At 48.5% G+C, this 16,317-nt stretch carries 18 protein-coding genes and 1 tRNA gene; 9 read left to right on the top strand and 10 right to left on the bottom strand.

The genetic code is table 11. The annotated features are described in order from the left end of the window. Positions 1-16: 16 nt before the first annotated feature. The 4 genes from HA51_RS12860 to HA51_RS12845 form a co-directional block, all read right to left on the bottom strand. Positions 17-1,540: an SrfA family protein gene (locus HA51_RS12860; protein WP_084934875.1), complete on the bottom strand. Its 1,524-nt coding sequence runs from the start codon at positions 1,538-1,540 to the stop codon at positions 17-19. Between the two features lie 49 nt (positions 1,541-1,589). Then, on the bottom strand, positions 1,590-2,741 hold the full coding sequence (locus HA51_RS12855) for a tellurite resistance domain protein (protein ID WP_084934874.1): 1,152 nt from the start codon (positions 2,739-2,741) through the stop codon (positions 1,590-1,592). An 82-nt stretch (positions 2,742-2,823) separates the two neighbouring features. Next, positions 2,824-3,306, bottom strand: a complete 483-nt coding sequence (locus HA51_RS12850) for a hypothetical protein (protein ID WP_084934890.1) — start codon at positions 3,304-3,306, stop codon at positions 2,824-2,826. Between the two features lie 91 nt (positions 3,307-3,397). Beyond that, on the bottom strand, positions 3,398-4,138 hold the full coding sequence (locus HA51_RS12845) for a hypothetical protein (RefSeq protein ID WP_084934873.1): 741 nt from the start codon (positions 4,136-4,138) through the stop codon (positions 3,398-3,400). 854 nt (positions 4,139-4,992) lie between these two features. Here HA51_RS12845 and HA51_RS12840 point away from each other — a divergent pair. The 3 genes from HA51_RS12840 (at position 4,993) to HA51_RS12835 (ending at position 6,381) form a co-directional block, all read left to right on the top strand. Beyond that, a complete protein-coding gene (locus tag HA51_RS12840) occupies positions 4,993-5,697 on the top strand; it encodes an MgtC/SapB family protein (RefSeq protein WP_084934889.1) in 705 nt (234 codons plus the stop codon). Between the two features lie 100 nt (positions 5,698-5,797). Next, positions 5,798-6,034, top strand: coding sequence for an RNase A-like domain-containing protein (locus HA51_RS27105; protein WP_158087368.1), 237 nt, complete (start codon positions 5,798-5,800; stop codon positions 6,032-6,034). Between the two features lie 8 nt (positions 6,035-6,042). Beyond that, complete coding sequence (locus HA51_RS12835; RefSeq protein ID WP_084934872.1) at positions 6,043-6,381, top strand: contact-dependent growth inhibition system immunity protein; 339 nt, start codon at positions 6,043-6,045, stop codon at positions 6,379-6,381. Between the two features lie 473 nt (positions 6,382-6,854). Here the strand turns inward: HA51_RS12835 and HA51_RS12830 are convergent, their stop codons facing one another. After that, positions 6,855-7,439, bottom strand: coding sequence for a DUF6216 family protein (locus HA51_RS12830; protein ID WP_084934871.1), 585 nt, complete (start codon positions 7,437-7,439; stop codon positions 6,855-6,857). A gap of 109 nt (positions 7,440-7,548) precedes the next feature. On the opposite strand from HA51_RS12830, the gene HA51_RS12825 reads away from it, so the two are divergent. From HA51_RS12825 to HA51_RS12815, 3 genes are all read left to right on the top strand, one after another. Continuing rightward, positions 7,549-7,773: a hypothetical protein gene (locus HA51_RS12825; RefSeq protein ID WP_211282934.1), complete on the top strand. Its 225-nt coding sequence runs from the start codon at positions 7,549-7,551 to the stop codon at positions 7,771-7,773. 162 nt (positions 7,774-7,935) lie between these two features. Then, the gene (locus HA51_RS12820; RefSeq protein WP_084934870.1) at positions 7,936-8,352 is read left to right on the top strand and encodes a hypothetical protein; all 417 of its coding nucleotides are present in this window, start codon (positions 7,936-7,938) and stop codon (positions 8,350-8,352) included. A 110-nt stretch (positions 8,353-8,462) separates the two neighbouring features. After that, complete coding sequence (locus HA51_RS12815) at positions 8,463-8,672, top strand: hypothetical protein (RefSeq protein ID WP_084934888.1); 210 nt, start codon at positions 8,463-8,465, stop codon at positions 8,670-8,672. A 902-nt stretch (positions 8,673-9,574) separates the two neighbouring features. Here HA51_RS12815 and HA51_RS27695 read toward each other — a convergent pair. The 4 genes from HA51_RS27695 to HA51_RS12790 form a co-directional block, all read right to left on the bottom strand. After that, positions 9,575-9,991 carry a PIN-like domain-containing protein gene (locus tag HA51_RS27695; RefSeq protein WP_084934868.1) on the bottom strand — a complete coding sequence of 139 codons (417 nt, stop codon included), beginning with the start codon at positions 9,989-9,991 and terminating at the stop codon, positions 9,575-9,577. Continuing rightward, complete coding sequence (locus tag HA51_RS27690) at positions 9,976-10,638, bottom strand: PIN-like domain-containing protein (RefSeq protein WP_084934867.1); 663 nt, start codon at positions 10,636-10,638, stop codon at positions 9,976-9,978. Before HA51_RS27690 ends, HA51_RS27695 begins: the two co-directional genes overlap by 16 nt. Before the next feature lie 353 nt (positions 10,639-10,991). Further along, positions 10,992-11,067: transfer RNA gene (locus HA51_RS12795), tRNA-Ile, on the bottom strand. Between the two features lie 203 nt (positions 11,068-11,270). Next, complete coding sequence (locus tag HA51_RS12790) at positions 11,271-12,053, bottom strand: SDR family NAD(P)-dependent oxidoreductase (RefSeq protein ID WP_084934887.1); 783 nt, start codon at positions 12,051-12,053, stop codon at positions 11,271-11,273. Positions 12,054-12,188: 135 nt separating this feature from the next. On the opposite strand from HA51_RS12790, the gene HA51_RS12785 reads away from it, so the two are divergent. The 3 genes from HA51_RS12785 to HA51_RS12775 all read left to right on the top strand — a co-directional run bounded on the left by HA51_RS12785 (position 12,189) and on the right by HA51_RS12775 (position 14,135). Continuing rightward, on the top strand, positions 12,189-12,776 hold the full coding sequence (locus HA51_RS12785) for a TetR/AcrR family transcriptional regulator (protein ID WP_084934886.1): 588 nt from the start codon (positions 12,189-12,191) through the stop codon (positions 12,774-12,776). Further along, complete coding sequence (gene mug / locus HA51_RS12780; protein WP_084934866.1) at positions 12,773-13,288, top strand: G/U mismatch-specific DNA glycosylase; 516 nt, start codon at positions 12,773-12,775, stop codon at positions 13,286-13,288. The genes HA51_RS12785 and mug overlap by 4 nt, the downstream gene beginning before the upstream one ends. 88 nt (positions 13,289-13,376) lie before the next feature. After that, positions 13,377-14,135, top strand: coding sequence for a substrate-binding domain-containing protein (locus tag HA51_RS12775; protein ID WP_158087366.1), 759 nt, complete (start codon positions 13,377-13,379; stop codon positions 14,133-14,135). Positions 14,136-14,183: 48 nt separating this feature from the next. Here HA51_RS12775 and rpoD read toward each other — a convergent pair whose 3' ends face one another. After that, complete coding sequence (gene rpoD, locus HA51_RS12770; RefSeq protein WP_084934864.1) at positions 14,184-16,028, bottom strand: RNA polymerase sigma factor RpoD; 1,845 nt, start codon at positions 16,026-16,028, stop codon at positions 14,184-14,186. Positions 16,029-16,317: the final 289 nt, after the last annotated feature.

The following is a 16,317-nucleotide window of genomic DNA, read 5'->3' as shown; positions in this document are numbered from 1 at the left end:
ATCTATTCGTTCCTGTTTATGAATGGGGTTGCAACATACGGATAGGGAAGGTTTTGTCCCCAGCATTGTTACCGACACAATCGGTGTGAGCAGGATCCGGCGATTTGCACTCTATGGTTGGGCCAATAAAGTTAGATTCATCGCTACATTTCATCTGTTCAGGATTCGTGATGTTGAGTGCGCCTTGCTTAACACTCCCTTGGGCTGGACCGTTGCAGGTGACACCATTAGATTGGCGTACACTGACCGTGCCATTACCTTGCTTAAAGTCGTATTGCAACTGCAATGGACGGCCCGTGAGTTTGTCTTGAATACCGCCGTTCACTCGCCATTGCCCGTTAAGAAACTGGGCGGGGCCATCGGGTAATGCGGCAGGAAGCGTCAGCGGTTTACCCTGTGCTGGCTTAACCGGCGGCACCGTATTGGAGGCGTTCACAGGAATTGGCGGCTCACTGTTCTGCGGTTCTGCTGCGGGATCTGGCGTTGCCGTTGGCTCCGTATTAGTCGCAGACTCCGTGACGGGTGCTTCGCTGTTTGCGATAGGTTGTTGTACCTCATCGGGAGACTGCGTTTCCGGGACGGTCACATCAGCGGTGGTAGGATCGCTGACCGCCTGCGGAGGCGTATTCTCCTGCGCTTCCCCAGTTGGACTACCGACTGACGTGCCGTTGGCTGCGCCTGAAGGGGGGGCAACCTCTATACCTGAAGTCGCAGGAACCTCTACGCCTGAACCGACCGGGGTCTGACTCTCAACCGTTGGGTTATTGCCCGCATCGCTGATGGGCTGGCTGTGATGATTCAGGCCAGGCAGCGAGAATGAAGGAACGCAACCTCGTAACAGTCCGAGAATCAGCGCCAGAGAGAGCAGGGCGACCAGCAACCACAGTAGCCAGCGCCAGTTCCATCTCCATCTATTGCGACGGGTATGAGTCACGGTCTCGAGGGTCTCAATCGTTTGAGCCGTTGTGGTGATTGGCTGCGTCAATGGCGGCGTGGCGGGGACAATAGGAGCGACGGGAGTTTGCACCGGTACCGATCCGGGTTGCAGCCAGTGCATTGGGCTCTGTTGCTCCCCCGTGGGATGCACAAAGCCCCAGAAAGTGATCACCAGCACCCCGTTAACCAGATAAAGGAACTCATCATCAGGGAAGTTCACTACTGATTTTAATAACTGGGCGAATACACGTCGGTCACCGCCTGCACCACTATTCTCGGCGTTTAGCATCTGCTCGCTTAATGCGAGTACTGCCATCTGGAATTCGGTGAATTGCTGACGTGCTGAGGCTCGCTCGCTTTCGGATGCACTACTCCAGGGAATCACATCGCCAGCAAAGCTGCTGTACCAGTCCGTTCGATCGCCGCCTTGGTCATTTTGCGGAACGGCAAGATGGCGGGCTAAATCACGCCCGGCATCCAGGCGGTAAATAGCTTCACGCAATTGAAATGCCATCTTGAAGACGGGATAGCCTGTTTCACCCAGCGCTTTAAACGAAGAATTGTTCCCGGTACGTAACAGTGGTCCCTGAATCGAATTTCGCATTTTCTAAACCTTTTAGGGCTGTTAATTAGCGCAAGTCACATGAATGTGGTTAATTTTTGCTAGCACCGGGCGTCCACTCAAAATTCCAGCCGTAGTGCTTAGCCAGTGTTTCCCGATCGGGAAAGAAGCTATTGAGCCGCTCAACCTTGATGTCACCATCAACGTTCTTTAAACGTGCGATTGCCGCGACATCATTGCGCTGACCGTTATTAACCACGCTGGAACTGATCGGCGTCTGGTGAGGAACAGAGAGCGTGATGTTGGCATCAAGCCCGCTCCAGTTATTTGCGCCGCCGTAGATGAAGCTGTAAATCAGCACTTCATCAATCTCTTGCCATTGGCTGCCGTTAATGAAAAGCCATTCACCATCTTTGTTGTCGCCATCGCGCAGATCTTTTTGCAGCAGCATGAAGGGCGCATTGTCGTAATCACCAAAGTATTTACTGAGTGCCTCGACGCCTGCGTTCTTGCCATTTTTTAAACGAATAAAAGCAGCAATATCGAGATCGACCGGATGTTTATTCAGACCTTGTTGCCAGGTCAGATTGACGTTGATACGCCCAAAGTCCTTTCTTTTAGCGAGATTAACGCTGGGGTTGTCCTGCGTTAATTCAGTCTTTTTCGGCGATACGTCGTCAACCGCAGCAGCCGCGGGGTTCTGCGTGGGAGGGGCTGGTGTAGAGCGATGGTGGTCACCGAACCACCACCATGCCAGAGCCAGCAGCAGTAACAGCAATAACAATAGTAAGAGCAACCAAGGCAGAAGCCGCCGTCCTCTTGGTGCGGGGGCTGCCACGATAGGGGCTTCCTGCGCCGGAATGGCCCAGTTTAATAATACTGGCTCGCCACCGACGCCATAGCACTCGAGAGCTTGTGAGTGAGTAAGCAGCGTTTGCAGTGCCTGGGCCGGTTTGGTTTCACCCCTAGCGGCGAGCTGTTCAATCAAGCTGGTAACCGTATCTTGATATTGCTCACGCTTACGCTGAATCTCAATTTGTTCAGTTTCACTCAGGGCTGATAGCGGAGCAGCAAGACCTTGTCGCGCCGTCCACCATTCCAGATTCCCTTCGGTATTCCGGCGTGCCGTTGCATAAAGCAGCGCAAGGGAAGGGGGAAGATGGCGGTGGATAATCGCGACGGTCTCCTCATAGGTAGCGAGGGTTGAGTCGTCAATTGGCGCTGATCTTGTTAATCGTTGCATAGCCCAGATTCATTGTTGTTATTAGCAGCGGATATTGGTGTGCAATGTGGCGAGCACGTCGTCTCGCCCCGTAAACGGCGTTTTATTGCGATACGTTAGCTTGTTCGAGCGCCGCGATTCTTTTCTTCGCATCAGCGATTTTGGTCTCAATCTCGGCAACATCGTCGGTGCTATTAGCCTGTGCAGACTGGCGTTGTAACGCTTCTAACTGCTTGATCTCTTGCTGACGTTGCTGATTGTTCGCTTTGCCTGATTTGAGCTTTTTCAGCGTCTGCGCCAGATCCGACCGTGCCGCAGTTAACCGGGTCTGTTCATCTGCTAGCTTCTGACTGGAGGCTTGTTCCCTGGTTTGGGTATCCGCAAGATTCTGTTGAGCAATTTTGTTATCTCGCTGACTTTGCAGTACCTGGCGCTCTTGTTCGTCGACTTTCTGTCTGTAACCGCCAGACGTGGAGCAGCTCAACTTGGTGAGAAAACTGGGATCCTGTGCGTGCAGATCACAGTCTTGGGGAGAGGTGGCACATCCAGCGAGCAGAAGTGAGGCAACTAAAACGTAAAGTCTCATGAAGGCGTCCATGTATTCAGAATGCTGAACAAAAAGAGGTATGCAGCAAAACGTATTAAACAGGGCCGATAATAGTATCGGCCCGTCATTATCAACCCAGTGAAATAGCTTGGCGTTGGCTATACAAACCGTTGGTTTCCGATTCCAGTACGGCGATCTGACTATTAAGGTTGGTATATTCAGTATTCAGTTTTTTCAGCTTGGCTTTATCAGCCGGGTTGGTGGCGGTTTGCCCCTGAATTGCGACTTTATAACCATCACTCTTTTCTTTCATGACTTTGATTTTGTCTTTCATGGCGCTGACGTTGGCATCAACCTGCGCCAATTCTTTTTTTGCACCGGCCTTATCAAAGCCTGCTTTATCTTTTTGGATACTGATTTGAGTCAGTGTGGCACTGTTATCATGGATAACAGCCTTCATGGCTGCGGTCGTTTTCGCGATGTCTGCGGTATCTTTGTTAATGTCGTTATCCATTGCCTGCAGACGGTCGGCGGTGGTGGCGTAATCTTTTTTCAGATTATCCAGATAGTAGTTTGTCGCGACGCCAGCAGCACATCCTGCTGCACCACCAATTGCAGCACCCATCAGCGCCTTTTTACCATTGCCAGCCAGCGCACCCGTCAGGGCACCCAGTCCAGCGCCAGCCAGCGCACCAACACCACAACCCTGTGCAGCTGAACTGCTGAATAAATGGGATTGTTCACCCGTGGTCAATCGTGGATCGGGTTTGGTGCTGGATAAGAGAGAACTTCCTGTATTAGCGCAGCCAGTAAGAAGAAGAGATAAAGAAACAAGGAGACAGGCTGTGCTGCGTTTGAACGTATTCGTCATTATTTTATCCTTAAAATATCGAATGGAGCAGAGCTAAAAAGTGTGCTGTCCATCGACACTATTGCTGTGATTAATTTTTTAACGTTAGAGCTGATTTTCGCTTGCCAGCAGAAAACTGAATAAAAAACCACTATTAGACATCGGAGTGGCGCATCAAGCCTGAGCTTACCTTTTAATCTCATTAAACAGGAATGAAAATATCTGGTCTGCAAGTCGCCTAAGAGATATCGGCAGACCTAATAAAATATTTAGTGTCCGAGAGAAAAATTATGGGTATTAAGATATCCATTATTCAACGGAATTGACTGCTTTCTTGTAGCGCCATAAAACTCAAATGATATTTTCAATGCTGAATAACGCTGAGATTATTCCGCGCCTTAAGTTATCCGATTAGTCATAATAAATAAATTACAAAAACTTTAAAAATGCTTAACTTTGGATGCGTTTTTCCGCGCAAAAGGCGGCGGCTGAGCGCTGTCACGCTATCAGACACCTCAGGGCGGTTGATACTGCCGTGCTGTTACCACTGCTGAAGAGCTGTAACGTCAATATTTAATCAACAAAAGCGCAGTTGGACAGCAATCAAGCGGCGTGCGGTTTACAATCGCGCCGAATTTTATCCCAAGAGGAAAACGGCATTGGACACCTGTCCCGAACGATTACAAAAGGTTCCTGCGGTAAGATAGCCCTCAATGCTGTCTTAACCGTGCGTTAAGACGGTGGATTTCCTTCCAGAATCTCCCCCCTGTTTTTGGCGTGATACTGCTGAGTTTCAGCGTTAGCGGCACCGGCTGTAATCCATTTACACCCCCCTTGAAGTTCCGCCTGCCTGAAGCAGCGGAGTGAGGTTTATGATGGATTGGAAAATCTTTTTACTGCGCGTCTCTGTCGCGCTGGTTTTGGGCGCGCTGATTGGCAGCGAGCGCCAGCTTCGCCAACGTATGACCGGTTTGCGCACTAATGCGCTGGTCAGCACTGGCGCCTGTTTATTTGTTTTGATGACGCAAAGCGTACCCGGCATCGCGACTGATGCCTCACGTGTAGCGGCTTATGTAGTCTCCGGCATCGGCTTTCTCGGTGGTGGGGTGATCATGCGCGACGGCCTCAACGTACGCGGCCTGAATACTGCCGCAACATTATGGTGTACTGCCGCTGTGGGCGTTCTATGTAGCATGGGATTGCTGCTAGAAGCGGCGATTGGCTGCATGGTAATCCTGTGCGCCAACATTCTGCTGCGCGATTTGGCGCAGGGGATTAATCGCCAAAGTTTGGTGCCTGCGGAAGAAGTGGTGCAGCACTACAAAGTGCAAATTATCTGTCTGGCACAGGATGAAGTGCAGGTGCGTAGCCTGATGCTGCACAGCCTTGGCGGTAGTGGACTTCGTCTGCAATCACTGCACAGCGAGGATATGAATCCGCCGCACCGCATGGAGGTGAATGCGGAAGTGCTGGGGAAACCGAGCATGACTGACCAACTGGAGAATCTGGTGGGCAGGATTAGTCTGGAGAAGGGCGTGAGTTCGGTGCGGTGGCAGGTTTGTGGGTTGGAAGGGGAGTAGGATTTATCTTCACTCGATTGTAACGTTTAGGTTATTGAGTGACCTGCTTAGGAGTCAACGGTTTTGGGTTGGCTCAGGTGTAGTGGGTGGTGTGGCGGAAATGTTGGTTATTTCTGAAGTGCTGTCAGTTAAAAGTACGCAGATTGAAAATGCTTTAAAGTATTCACATGCCCGCACCACTCTTGTTTATGCACACAGGTTCAATTTTCCAATTGGCACTTACGTTGAGCGAGGGCCGACCGAGGTTAAGAAAGCCTATAGTGTCCGAATCGTTATTAGGCCAACCACCTTCAACGGCAAGCAGTACTATCATGTCACAGCATTCCCAACGCCATAAGGAGCCACATGGATACTGATATGACTAAATCCTGCGAGATGGATAACCTCGTTGTGGCCTACTTTGGCCAGGATTGCGACATTATTAATCCTGAGTGTGATTTCGATAATCTTTTGAATCATTATCTTTCTACCTCTCAACCTTTCAATCTAAGAATGCTGCTAGCCAACATACAAGAATTTGAGCAAGAACCTGATGGAATTCAGATTTTTTCCGAACGGTACAAATATGATTTTGCGCCAGATAGATGGGATATGACGGTGATTGAATGGCTGAGTGATGTTAGGCAAAGGGTTGTTAACGAACTTCACGCTAAAGGTTATTCCTCTGATTTATCAGAACTTTGATGCTGCTTCGTGGGGATGTTTTCACCTTGCTGATGGATGCATTTTTAGCATTAAGGTGTATTAATCAACGGGAGCAGGTCAAAACCGTGCCGCGTTAGTGCGCGTACCAAACGGGGCTGTATTCGTCGCAAGATGTTTGCGAAGCTGAAAATGGCGAAGTAATTGAAGGCACAATTAAACGCAAAAGTGGCATAAGTTGCGTTTTTTACTGCTACTCAGAGGTTGGTTCGATTACATTATTCTGGACTTCGTGATCGTATGACCCGTAGTGGAGCCGAAATAAAATATGCAGATCGTCCACTTCTCGGTATTGATAGAAGTATGGTTTATCAAACAGAAGCTATATTGAATAACTGGCTTTTAAGCTAAGCCAGTTATTGTGCTTTATTTTTTCATGTATTGAGTTATTTTTCTGAGTATGTTTATATCTATAATAACACTCATTAGAAAGTAAAAAAATAAAATTATTGCCGCTAGGATACTGTTAACGATAGCTTTTTATTCTTCTCTGATGCTTTTATTCTTTCCTCGATCCCTTTTCTCTCACCATTAAGACCTATCCTACTACAAATGGAATAGGTTAAATTGGCAGATATTTTTCTGTGGGTTGCGAGGTTGTCATATGTATCTTTATAACAATCTTCTACTGATAATTTCCAAGGCCGCTCTCCCGGGAAATTCTTAGCTTCATCATAAGTGAGTAGAAAGTTTTCTTTAGTCTTTATTAATACTAATGATGCCCAATTGTCCGGTTGTTTTTTTATGGTTTCCCCTCCAAAAAACATGAAGACTCCAATGAAAATTATTAAAAATAAGGAGGTGATGCTATATCCAATTTTTTGATTCCTAGTGATTGGTTTGGTTTTCCAAAAATCAAACCTTGACATGCTTAATTTTAACTCATATGGACTTACTCCTGCTTTTGAAAAGTAGCCATCATCATTATCAGGCATCTTTTTTAACCATTTGTAGATGAAGGTTAGGGCACTTAATATTACAGGAGTGAGAGCTGTGAGTAAGTTAGTGTCCAGCGCACTAACTGTTTCAATATTATTCAAAACGTTCTCCATAAGTTTATTGTATGAAAGCTTACACAATCATATTTGTTTAAAAGTTCTTTTGGAATAGAGCAATCATAGCCCTATGAATGCTCATTTGACTGAAATCATGGGCCTTATCATTAACCTGAGCCGCACCGCTAAACCGAACGGCACGCCAGTTTACTCGGCAGTCCAGCTTCCCGTGCAGTTGGCGGGGCATGGTTCAGGAATGTTCCAGTTCCCGACTGTAGGGACGCTCACTGAGGTGGGCTTCAATGGTGGCAGGCCAGACATGCCATTTGTGAGCCAGACCGTGCCGCTCCTCAAACCCGGCGAGCAGTTGCAACAGTAGCGTGAAGAGGTTTCCCTACACGTCACGCGGGCGGGAAATTGGGAACGGAAAACTGAACAGGCCATCCGTGAAACGTACATGGCGCGTGAAATGAAAGCCTATACCGAGTAGCGCGAACTGATTAGCCGTGAAACCATCATCAAGGCTAGCGATAAAGCCTCAGTGCTGGGAACGGCCACGCTGCTGGCTGGCGCTATTCAGCAGGTTGCAACCGGGGATTTCAGTACAGGCATCAAGGGTAATCAGCTGACTACAGTAGGCGGTGATGCTGAGACCGATATCACAGGAGATGCGGCCATCACCGTGGGCAAAGCGCTGACTGAGAAGGTTGGACAGCTGCGCCAGAGCATTGCCGGAGCGCGACAGGAGATTATCGCGCCTGTGGTGTGGATTGGGTCACAACAGATTAACGTGGCTCAGCTGATGCTTGATACGGTTGAACTGGTGCAGCAGCTGGCTGATCAGCTGGCGAGCCATACGCACCCGTCAACGGGGCAGCCTACCAATAGCAAAGCGATTGCACAGTCTGGCCAGAGAGCCACTGCATTACGCGAGAAGTATTCACCCGTCATAGGTTAACCTGCCACCCACACGGACCCGCTCACGCAGCGGTTTTTTTTACGCCTACCATCAGCCGCCATCAGAAGCACGCAGCGGCGAGCCACCTTCATTTGGATCATGTGCGCAGCGTGGCGCTGGCTGCGTCACAGCCCGGCAAAATAATTGCTTCACTCACCAAAACGGCGCTACACCGCACCCGCCTGCGAGATTTGCATCGTAAAAATTTTTCAGTTTTATTTTTCTACAAACCGATGCGCCAGCCCGCGCTGCTGCTGCTTTTCTGCGAGAGTTCGCCAACTGAAATCATTGAAAAGAATTTCAGTGATTTTCAGTTTTGAGGATCTAGAAAGGATCTCATGATAATCACAAGGACATGAAATATATGATATTTATCAAATTTATGCGACGCATAGGATCTAGCGGGGATCTCATGCCCGCAAGCCCGAAATGTCCGAGAGTGTAGGCGTGGGGCGGGTTGAGGCAGAATCGGCGAAGCTAAGCGGACTGAAAAACACAGCAATCAAAACACTGTTATTATATACAGTTCGTGAGCTATTAAGAGGTCGACAAAATGCGGCGAATTTGTTTAGGCGGTCCAGTTTTTGTGTTTATGGAGCGTGGGGAAAAATTAACGTTTCAAGCTATCTGGCGCGACCCGGGTGAAATGTATGTGCTCTGGCCGCGTGGAGAGTTTTGGGATGTGCGATATAAGCAAGTGAGGCATGGTAAATTAGAGTGGAAGCCGATAGCGGATAAACTATTTTCTGGTGAGAACGAAGCGTGGCAGTTTGCATATGAATATTCTTTAAATAAAAAACGCATGATGTATATTTTAATTCTAAATAATTGCATGTCATCCTAGTTGATTTTTAAATTTGTAAGCCTGATCTCACAGGCCTACAATTATTATTAATTACAGAACTATTAGATAAGTTTCAAGTATGGTTGTGTTATTTACGGTTTTCGTTAGAACACTTGATAATTGTTGGTTAATTAACATTATCTCAGCCGTAAAGTTAATTTTTTCAATCGAGGCATGATGGAGTTTTATTTTCAAGCTACGGCTCAAATTCGATACTTTATCTAAGAGGTTTTTTAATTCACTTATTATTTCATCATAGTCTACTTGTCCAATGTATTCTATCAATTCAATTGACGAGTTTTCTGCTTCTGAAATGGCCTCAATTGCTTTTGATTTAATTTGTGGGATTCTACTAAGATTAGATTGTGATTCTAATATTTATTTTGAAAAATCAGCGTGTGAGTTGATGTTATCTCCACTGCTGTAATGCGTTTCACCTAAGCCACCAAGGGAATTAAAATAAAACTCCTTAATTTGTGACCGGCGTTTTCTCTTTTTGACTTCAATAAACTCATTGCGCACTACTTGAGATAATTCCTCAACTTCTTTTAAAGATGAATCACGAATGTTGATATTATTTAGATAGCTCTTTGCTTCGTGTAAAAAGGTTAATTGAGTAATTAGTTTGAAACTTTTGAGGTTTGCTTCACGGCATATTTCTGTTGTTAAAGACTCCAGCACACCATGTTTTCGGCCTGACAATTCAAAATACCAGTCTTCTTTCTGGTCATCACATACGAAGATGACATCTTTAATGTCATCAGATTTTGATTTTTCGATTATCTCTTTCCACAAATAAAGATCGCCAAATTTATCTTGGAACTCGATTTGAAAGAAAAAAGATTTACCCTTTTTTTGTCATCCATAAAACCAGGAGGGTGCTTAAGTTGATATCTCGTTTCTCCCTCGCTGTTGATTTTATTTATTCTTTCCTGTGAGGGTGGGAAGCCTACCCTGTCAGAAAACATTGTATCAATTTCATGTCTAATTGAATCGCGTTCTGAAATGGCTTTTTTACTATCTATTCGAGGAGAAATCTTTTCCTTTATATATTTATCAATAGGTTCTTTAAGTTCTTTTTGGAGAGTTGAAATTTCATCGCTTAAGGCGTTATAAAGGTGTTTTTTAATCTTAGCAGAGGATAAAACATTCTTATTGTAAGTATCCTCAAGTTCGTTCTTAATTTTAATTAAACTACTGACACTTTCTTCAATTACAGTTCTTCTGTTTTTCTGGTACTCAAATCCAACTTGAAAAGATAGCCAACTTCTATTGGAAACCTCTTTCATTACACTAATTATGTCATCTCTGGTCTGGTCTTCACATCTGTAAAGATTAAGCAAACAATTCGTGTCAAACACAAATAGAGTTGAATCGGATTTCCAAATGTTTTTCAAATCATTTTCACTGATACTATAAAATCCAAAAAATACTGATTTCACACAAAACTCCCTTTAATGGTACATCGGATCTAATTGATTATTGAATATAAATAGTAATGTATGCAATCCATGTTGATGATTATGGTGTGCAAAACTTGCAGATAAAAGCTTTACACCATGCAGATAACCCTAGCAGATTTCAAAAATCAGACTCGATTAAATCATTTCGTCAGTAGTTCTTGATGATGTTGCGCTGATGACTGAGCACCTCTGTGCATAATCCACATCCATACCGTTCACCACTGTGAGTGAAAGCTGATCGTGAGGGGACAAAAAGGGGACATTACTAGACATAAATAAAAAGACCACCTCATAAGTAGGTGGCCTAACTGAATGTAATATATAGATAAATTTGGTGGCCCCTGCTGGGTTTGAACCAGCGACCAAGCGATTATGAGTCGCCTGCTCTAACCACTGAGCTAAGGGGCCAGCGGAGCGGGGATTATAAAGTATCTCGGATAGGTGATCCAGCGTTCGCCAATCGGTTGGTGAAATTTAGAACAATATCTGAGTCATTGATCTCCAAGAAAAAATCCCTTTTCACACCATATCAACGCTCAGCCCACACCCAGCCATTGCTGTTTTTATGAGGCAAGGCACACCACGCACCTTGCCTCAGCAACGCCCAAAGCTTACAGATAGCGTGATGCGGGCTTATTCAATGAGATAAACGGGATCATCGCGCCACGCGCTTCATCAAGCTTCTGCCACAGGCTCATCTCTTCCACGGAAGGGATGGTAATCAGCTCGCCCGCATCCAAGCCGCGCAGCGCAGCCGTGACCAGATCCTCGACTTCCATTATCTTCTCGGCTGGGATGTCGTTAATAGATTTCCCAGCACGATCAAAGATCTCGGTCCGCGTGAAGCCGGGCAGCACGGCTTGCAGCACCACACCACGGCCTGCTAACTCGCGGTCCATATTACGCGTCAGCGACAGCACATAGGCTTTGCTGGCGTTATAGGCGCCATTCATCACTTCATGCACCAGTGCGACTACTGACGCGATGTTCACGATGGTGCCTTGCCCGCGTGTACGGAAAGCTTGTGCAGCGCTGTGGGCCAGTTCGGTAAGTGCAATGATGTTGAGCGACAGCATGGTCTGAATCGGCTGAATATCGGCGTCGGTAAACTCACCTTCCACCACCATTCCCGCATTGTTGACCAGCATCGTGATGTCGTGGTTGTCACGCAGTTCACGTGCCACTTTTGCCAGATCATCTGCTTGAGTCAGATCTGCCGCCAGCACGCTGACATCTACGCCGTGTGCCTCACGCAGTGATTGCGCCAGCTGGTTCAAACGTGATTCATCACGCGCTACCAGAATCAGATTGCTGCCGCGTGCCGCCAGTTGTTTCGCATAGGTTGCGCCAATACCGCTGGAAGCGCCGGTGATCAAAGCCAGTTGTTGAGTCATGGTCTGTTCCTGTAAATGATGGTTGTCATATCTAATGAGATTAATATGACGATCATCATATTTTTCGTCAAGCTGGAATATGATGATCGTAATAATTACACTGATTGCCATTAACGATGAGCAGGATGACGAATGATGGAAAAGCTGAGCCACAAAGCGCGTACGCGACAGCGCATACTTGATGAAGCCGCAGTGGTGATGCGTGAGAGCGGCACCGAAGGTATTGGCGTGGCGGCGCTGATGAAGCGTGCTGGCCTAACTCACGGCGGCTTCTACGCGCACTTTGCCTCGCGTGAGGCACTGGTCGAAGCGGTGATCGCCGAGATGTTTGCCGACTCAGCGCAGCGTTTTGCAGCGATTATCAGCCTGGAAGATCCCACAGAGCGGTTGACGCAACTCATCGACAACTATCTCTCGGAGCATCATCGCAACACGCCGGGAGAAGGATGCCCGATGCCTGCGCTGGTGAGTGAGATAGCCCATTTGCCCATTGAAACGCGTACGCTGTTTTCACAGCGTCGTGAAGCTGTGCGTCAACGGCTGGCGCAGGCACTGCATGAACTCAACCATCCGCAAGCGGATGATGTTGCAAGCAGCATGCTGGCGGAGATGGTGGGAGCGGTAGCACTGGCGCGCGCCTGCCCAGATGATGCGGAAGCACGCAACCTGCTGGCGGTGAGTCGTCGCGCGGTGAAACAGCGTGCGGGATTGGAGAGCGTATGAGCGAACACGATATTCAGGACATCATCGCCCCGCATCTTCAAGTGTTGTTCTGTGGCATCAATCCGGGTAAATCTTCGGCACATACCGGCTTTCACTTTGCCCATCCCGGTAATCGCTTTTGGAAGGTAATCCATCAGGCTGGCTTTACGCGTGAGCTGTTGAAACCTGAACAGGAGCAGCGTCTGCTGGAAACCGGTTGTGGTATCACCATGCTGGTTGAGCGTCCGACCATTCAGGCTAACGAGTTGGCGGGTGATGAGTTGCGCGACGGCGGTGCGCGTTTGCAGGAGAAGATCTTGCGCTATCAGCCGCGTGCGCTGGCGGTGCTGGGCAAAGATGCGTTTCAGAAGGCGTTTCGACAGCGCAAAGTGGAGTGGGGCGAGCAGCCGCAAACCCTTGGCGAAACGCGTTTATGGGTGCTGCCTAATCCCAGTGGATTGAACCGCGCCACCATTGAGGAGATGGCAGCGGCATATCGCCAACTTCATGATTGGTTACAGAATAACGCGTGAGCGTGCTCCGCTTAACGCGGCCCTGAAGTTGTTCAATCTGCAGTTTCTGACTAAACCCAAATCTTTATGGCAAATAAAGAGAGGGAAGATGAAACCTATAATCGCGCTGGCGGGGCTGTTGCTTGTGGTGCAACAGGGGGCGCAGGCGGAGACGCTGAAAGTGTTTAGCTCCGGTGGCATGTATCCGGTGATTGAAAGCTTAAAGCAGGATTATCAGCAGCAAACCGGCAATACCTTACAGCTGGAGGCGGCACCTTCCATGGGGGATACCCCGCAGGCTATCCCGAATCGGCTGAAGCGCAAGGATAATGCCGATGTGTTGGTGATGGTGGATTACGCCATCAAACCGCTGGAGCAGGCGAAATGGGTCGATGGCAAAAGCCATCAGGTGCTGGCGCATTCTTATATCGCTATGGCGGTGAAGCAGGGCATGACGCCGCCAGATATCAGCACCGTAGCAAAATTCAAACAGGTATTAACCGAAGCGTCGAGCATTGCGGTGTCGGACAGCGCCAGCGGCAAATATATTCAGAGCAAGATGCTGAGTAAGCTGGAATTGGGGCCGAAGACCGCCAGCAAAGTGTCAGTGATCCCGGCCACGCCAGTGGGCGAAGCGGTGGCGCAGGGCAAAGCCGAACTGGGCTTCCAGCAGAACAGCGAGTTGCAGGCAGTGAAGGGAATTACTATCGTTGGGCTGATTCCGCCAACGGTACAGCAGGATACTTTGTACGGCGCGGTGATCACCCGCAACACGCAGCAGAAGCAGGCTGCGGCGCAGTTTGTTAAGTATCTGCAGAGCGACAAAGCGCGCAAGATGATGCAGGAAAAAGGGCTGACGCCGTTTTGAAGGCAATAAAAAACCCCGGCAAGCCGGGGTTTTTCGTCTTAACGAGGATTAGTCGTCAAGGAAGCTACGCAGCACTTCGGAGCGGCTTGGGTGACGCAGCTTGCGCAGCGCCTTGGCTTCGATCTGACGAATACGCTCACGAGTAACGTCAAACTGTTTGCCAACCTCTTCCAGCGTGTGGTCGGTGTTCATATCGATACCGAAACGCATACGCAGGACTTTCGCTTCACGCGCAGTCAGGCCAGCCAGCACGTCGTGGGTGGCTGAACGCAGGCTTTCTGATGTTGCAGAATCCAGCGGCAGCTCCAGCGTGGTGTCTTCGATAAAATCGCCCAGATGCGAATCTTCATCATCACCAATCGGCGTCTCCATAGAGATCGGCTCTTTAGCGATTTTCAGCACTTTGCGGATTTTATCTTCTGGCATCAGCATACGCTCAGCCAGCTCTTCCGGCGTTGGCTCACGGCCCATCTCTTGCAGCATCTGGCGCGAAATACGGTTGAGTTTGTTGATGGTCTCAATCATATGCACCGGAATACGGATGGTACGTGCCTGGTCGGCGATAGAACGGGTGATAGCCTGACGAATCCACCAGGTTGCATAAGTTGAGAACTTATAACCACGACGGTATTCAAACTTATCAACCGCTTTCATCAGGCCGATGTTACCTTCCTGAATCAGATCGAGGAACTGCAGACCACGGTTGGTGTATTTCTTCGCGATAGAAATAACCAGACGTAAGTTTGCTTCAACCATCTCTTTCTTCGCACGACGCGCTTTCGCTTCGCCGATCGACATGCGACGGTTGATGTCTTTAACCTGCTCGATGGTCAGGCCGGTCTCTTCTTCAATCTGCTGCAATTTCTGCAGTGAACGCGTCACATCATCTTCAACTTCAAGCAGTTTCTCTGACCAAGGTTTATTCATGGCCAGCGCAGCTTTAAACCAGCTTGGGCTGGTTTCATTGCCGGTGAACAGCGTGATGAAGTTCTTCTTCGGCATTTTGCAGATTTCAATACACAGCTTCATGATCAGGCGCTCTTGCGTACGCACGCGCTCCATCATGACGCGCATACTGTTCACCAGGTAGTCGAACTGCTTCGGTACCAGGCGGAACTGCTTGAACACTTCAGACAGGTTGTTGATTTCTGCAACGGCATCAGCGTGGCTGCGGCCTTTGGCTTTGATTACAGTACGGGTAGTTTCGTACTGGACGCGCAGATCGTTGAATTTCTCGCGCGCCAGTTCTGGATCGATGGAGTTATCATCATCAGAACTGTCGTCATCGCCATCTTCGTCTTCTTCTTCGTCGTCATTACGGTCTTCTTCAGACAGTTCAGAGCCGACGTGAGTCGCCGTAGGGGCGATGTCTTCTTCTGCGTTAGGGTCAACGAAGCCGGTGATCAGGTCGGACAGGCGTGATTCACCCGCTTCTACGCGATCGTATTGATCAAGCAGATAGGTGATCGCTTCCGGATATTCAGCAACAGAGCACTGAACCTGGTTAATACCGTCTTCAATACGCTTAGCGATGTCGATTTCGCCTTCGCGCGTCAGCAGTTCAACGGTACCCATTTCACGCATGTACATGCGCACCGGGTCGGTAGTACGGCCAATTTCAGACTCAACACTAGAGAGTACCTGTGCGGCAGCTTCTGCGGCATCTTCGTCAGTGTCGGTACTGTTTTCATTCAGCATCAGATCATCGGCATCAGGTGCTTCTTCAACAACCTGAATACCCATGTCATTAATCATCTGGATGATGTCTTCGATCTGATCGGAGTCGACGATATCTTCCGGCAGATGGTCATTGACCTCAGCATAGGTCAGATAGCCCTGCTCCTTACCACGGGTGACAAGCAGCTTAAGCTGTGACTGCGGGTTTTGCTCCATAAGACGGTATCCACACTTCTGTTAATTAGATTGGTGTCGGTCGGCTGCGAGCCAACTATAACAGTGAAGGCGTTGTGTTTTTGCCGCTGCCTTCAACGCGGCCAGGGCTTCAGCCCTTCATATATCGGCACTTAAGCCGCTTGAATTCTTTCTTTGCAGGCCTGGCTTACTCGCCATTTTCGTCCCCGGCAGTGCTCGTAATCCTCACGTACTTCAGTACGCTCCGGTTACTGTGCGCTGGCGGTAACGAAACTGGCTTCGACGCCGACGGCCCTCGTACGGTGCGCTA

Source organism: Pantoea rwandensis (genome assembly GCF_002095475.1).
In the GTDB taxonomy this organism is placed as follows: Bacteria; Pseudomonadota; Gammaproteobacteria; order Enterobacterales; family Enterobacteriaceae; genus Pantoea; species Pantoea rwandensis.
Note: the sequence above shows the minus strand (reverse complement) of the source record. Positions and strands in the feature narration are given on the sequence as shown.